General features: G+C 61.8%; 5 protein-coding genes. All 5 read right to left on the reverse strand.

The features are described from left to right. Positions 1-4: 4 nt before the first annotated feature. The gene (locus D9C15_RS09445) at positions 5-502 is read right to left on the reverse strand and encodes a GNAT family N-acetyltransferase (RefSeq protein ID WP_127997206.1); all 498 of its coding nucleotides are present in this window, start codon (positions 500-502) and stop codon (positions 5-7) included. A 673-nt stretch (positions 503-1,175) separates the two neighbouring features. After that, positions 1,176-1,694: a DUF4304 domain-containing protein gene (locus D9C15_RS34565; RefSeq protein WP_127997207.1), complete on the reverse strand. Its 519-nt coding sequence runs from the start codon at positions 1,692-1,694 to the stop codon at positions 1,176-1,178. A gap of 216 nt (positions 1,695-1,910) precedes the next feature. Further along, complete coding sequence (locus tag D9C15_RS09455; protein WP_127997208.1) at positions 1,911-2,387, reverse strand: hypothetical protein; 477 nt, start codon at positions 2,385-2,387, stop codon at positions 1,911-1,913. A 283-nt stretch (positions 2,388-2,670) separates the two neighbouring features. Then, positions 2,671-3,153 carry a cupin domain-containing protein gene (locus tag D9C15_RS09460; RefSeq protein WP_127997209.1) on the reverse strand — a complete coding sequence of 161 codons (483 nt, stop codon included), beginning with the start codon at positions 3,151-3,153 and terminating at the stop codon, positions 2,671-2,673. A 170-nt stretch (positions 3,154-3,323) separates the two neighbouring features. Continuing rightward, positions 3,324-3,902, reverse strand: a 579-nt coding sequence (locus tag D9C15_RS09465) for a CopD family protein (protein WP_240668350.1), incomplete at its 5' end; no start/stop codon positions are given.

Raw genomic sequence — 3,902 nt, forward strand, 5'->3', positions numbered from 1 at the left:
CTCGCTACCGCGCAATGATTGCCCAACGCTCGTGATCGCGCCAGCGCCCGCGCAGCTTCAGGTAGCGCGGCGAGTAGCCCTCTTGGTGAAAGCCGAGAGCTTTGACCAACTCGATGGAAGCTAGGTTGCCCGGTTGGATGTTCGCCTCCAGTCGGTGCAACTTGTGAACCTCCCAGGCGCGCTTGATGATGGTTGCGAGAGCCCAATTCATGTAGCCGTTGCCCTCGTACCCCTTGAACATGTAGTAGCCGAGATAGCCGCTTTGAAGTGGGCCGCGAACGATGTTCGTTATCTCGATGTAGCCTGCGATTCGAGTGCTCTCGTAGTCGCGAATGAGGAATCCAAAGTCCGTAGGGCCCTGGCGCCGACTGGCAAGGTCTGCGGCGGCCGACGTTTCGGTAGGTGGACTGACCCATCGGCCGTGAAGCGCCTTGCTGCGGCGAGCGGCTTCTGCGAACTCTTTGGCGTGATGCTCAGAAAAGTGTGAGAGGGCAGGGCCCATGGTCGTGCGGCCTAACGTTTGAGCTGAGGGGCCGACGCCGGGATGGCGCTTGGCCCGCGAGGCGGATGATGACAGCGAGCGCCTCGCGGGCCAAGTGCCATGCCGGTGGAGGTCCCGCTCCAGCGAAGGGTTAGGCGTCACCTTGGTAGCAGGGAACGGCGAGCCGCTACGAGACTGGAAGCTGAGCGCTTCAGGAAGACCGATTGACACAACTGGCACGGCTTTGCAGCTGAGACCCAGCCATAAACAACATCTGTGTTCGGCCTCTAGCCCACGGCTAGAGCGTTGCCACGAGGATGGCGACTACTACTGCCACGGCACATGCTGCAAAGAGCAGCCAAGAGTAGTACGAGTACTTGGCTGCTGCGTTGCCCGCTTTGGCAAGCGCGCGAACCTTGCCAATGTCGTACGGGACCTTCGCTACTGCTGCGAGTAGCGCTGGAGCCAGCAATCCGTTTGCCATTACAAGGAGGAAGAGTGCCGGGGCCAACGGGTGAACCGCGTGGAGTACTTCAAAGACGGTACGCATGCTGAAGTGGTGTTTGCCCGTGACGCCTAACGTTTGTGCTGAGGCGCAGACGCCGGGTTGGCGCTTGGCCCGCGAGCCCGATGATATGAACGACGGGTTCGCGGGCCAAGTGCCAAGCCGGTGGCCGTCGCCTTCAGCGAAGGGTTAGGCGGCACTCGCGTGGCAGTGCGTTGCTTGAAGCAACCGTGCAAGAAGCTCTGCGCGCTGAGCGACCGTAAGGCCCGGACTTGAGCCAGACAGCCAAAGCGCGATTGGGTCTTGCGAGCTCTGTAGGCGACTCAACGCTGGGAGTGCATGTTGCTCAACTCGTGCAGCAACATCTCGGGCTACCAACTCAGCGTCCAGAAGGGTGTGGACTTGCCACCAAAGGTCGCTTCGTTCCGGCGACAGCGAGCCGAGCCTTGCGCGCCAGTGTGCTTGCGGAACGGAGGGTTTGGTGCTCTCACGCACGTCCGGGTAGATGGCAGCCGGAACAAGGATGCCAATGTTCACCGTGAACTTCGCCGAGCCTGCGATGCTTTGGCGCGAACCCTGCACCTCGACGAGGTGCACCACGTCTTGGACTTCGCGAGTGAACAAACTGGAGGCGCTGCGATAGCCGAGCGGACCTAGTAACTGCGCAAGAGCAGCCAGCGTCGGCTTCCGAAGGTCGCGGTTGGTCATGGTTGGTGGCTGTGCCGCCTAACGTTTGAGCTGAGGCGACCGCCGCGGGTTGGCGCTTGGGCCGGGAGGTGCATGATGCCAGCGAGCGCCTCGCGGCCCAAGCGCTAAGCCGTGGAGGGTCGCCTCGAGCGAAGGGTTAGGCCGCACCCATCAGTCCAAACTTTCACGCGGTGCGTCTCGTCGATCCTAGCAAGCCACGCAGCGGCACTTAGACGGCTATTTCGTCCCCACGACAACTTGGCCTGAGTCATCCTCCATCCAGAAGCGAGCCACTGCTTGACCTGGAGTTGGGCCTGGAGAGAGGCGCGCATACACCTGGTAGTGCTTGCCCGCCTCGAAGTTGTAGGTGATCGGATTCGGATCCTCGAAGAGGACTCGTTCTCCAGCAACTCGTAGCCGAGCAGCCACAGTCAGCCTATGGACTCCGGGAAGAACCTCGAGCGACGCGTGGTTGTCGATGTCCGACTTAGTAAGTGCGACACCGTCTAGCTTCAAGAAGTAGACATCCTGCCGTTCTCCTGCAAGGCCCTCCCAGCCAGGCGTTGGGCTCACTAACGCAACCTTCTGCTGTGGTTGTCTTTCCCCTTCGTAGGTCTTGACCGTTGGGAATGACTTGCAGCTAGCGACAAGAAAGGCGGCAAAGACAGTGCAGAGCGCTAGTGCCCTGCCCAAAGCACGTAGAAGCTTCTGCATGATGCGCCTCCTTCGCCGCGCGCGGTCTCCTGGCGTGAAGGGACTCGATACTCCTCAATGACGGTCTGGCGATTGAGCTGGCTCAAGACCTCGTCCTTCGGAGCGCTAGTACCGGAGGCGGTGCAACTCCTGCGGCCTAACGTTTGAGCTGAGGCGACCGCCGCGGGTTGGCGCTTGGGCCGCGAGACGGATGATGACACTGGCCGGCTCGCGGCCCAAGCGCCAAGCCGTGGAGGGTCGCCTCGAGTGAAGGGTTAGGCCTCACCCCGCTGCCTTGGACTAGCTACTTCTCACCGAGCCAGTAGTCAACCGACTCATGCTTCTCGCCGAGAAGCCGGAAGCCTCCCTGCGCACCGGGAAGGGCGGTGGATGCCGAGAACTTGTTCGAATCGGGATACTCCACCACCTCCGGCCGAAGCATGGTGCTGACGGCGATGTAGAGCAGCTCGGTGTTGGAGGTATTGATGATTTGATGTGCGGTAGATCGATCGCCCGCAGGTGCAGCGATGAAGTCGCCCATACGCACGGGGTACTCTTCTGTGCCCATGCGAATAACGCCGGCACCAGCCAGGATGAAGAACATCTCCTCATTCGCGTGGTGATTGTGGTACGGCCACGCTCTCTTGCCCGGAGGCACGACGGTCACGCTGTACCCCAGCTTGACGGCTCCAACTTCACCCGAGACCTGAGCACCCGAAGCATTGAACGACTGGCCGTGTTCGTGATCGCGGAACTCAAGATCGTCGATATTGATGATGCGCTTCATGGGGTGGGAGTGTCGTGAGGCCTAACGTTTGAGCTGAGGCGACCGCCGCGGGTTGGCGCTTGGGCCGCGAGGCCGATGATAAGAACTACGGGCTCGCGGCCCAAGCGCCAAGCCGTGGAGGGTCGCCTCGAGCGAAGGGTTAGGCCGCACCGCGTGGCGTGGACTGAACCTTAGCGGGCGGAGACTGCCGCCGCGACCACGACAGCGCCGAGTACGAGGTTGAGCGCGACCAACTGACGAATACGATTCAGTGCAGCGCCTGCCTCGGGCCAGGATGACGCTGCGCAGTGAGCCTTGAGCTGAGGGAACACCCGCAGGTACACCGCCCCGAACACCACGGCCATGACCGAGCCAACGCCGAACATGACGTGCCAGCCAATGGGTGCTGCGCCAAGGCCGACGCTGAACAGCATGTGCAGACCAGATGCAATGATGACGACTACGGCGACAGCCATGAGCGGAAGAAACCGGGCAAAGGTAGCTGACCACAGCGGAAGACGCTGCGGCGGCTGAAGCACCTGTGCTGCTGCGGGCCGAAGGCAGAAGTAGGCGAAGAACATGCCACCAAGCCAGGCGATGACCCCGAGCAGGTGGAGTAGCAGGAGTGTTTGGCGCAGCATGGGCTGGATTCGGTGATGCCTTGTGCGGCCTAACGTTTGAGCTGAGGCGACCGCCGCGGGTTGGCGCTTGGGCCGGGCGATGTCCCGGAGTCTGTTGAACGCATGAGCTGAGGTGGCGGCTCCTTCGAC

It is taken from the genome of Piscinibacter defluvii (assembly GCF_004011805.1).
Classification (GTDB): Bacteria; Pseudomonadota; Gammaproteobacteria; order Burkholderiales; family Burkholderiaceae_C; genus Piscinibacter; species Piscinibacter defluvii.

Bases quoted from the DNA above. Each gene is read 5' to 3' on its own strand.
- D9C15_RS09455 (WP_127997208.1), bottom strand. From the start codon at position 2,387: ATGCAGAAGCTTCTACGTGCTTTGGGCAGGGCACTAGCGCTCTGCACT.
- D9C15_RS34565 (WP_127997207.1), bottom strand. From the start codon at position 1,694: ATGACCAACCGCGACCTTCGGAAGCCGACGCTGGCTGCTCTTGCGCAG.
- D9C15_RS09460 (WP_127997209.1), bottom strand. From the start codon at position 3,153: ATGAAGCGCATCATCAATATCGACGATCTTGAGTTCCGCGATCACGAA.
- D9C15_RS09445 (WP_127997206.1), bottom strand. From the start codon at position 502: ATGGGCCCTGCCCTCTCACACTTTTCTGAGCATCACGCCAAAGAGTTC.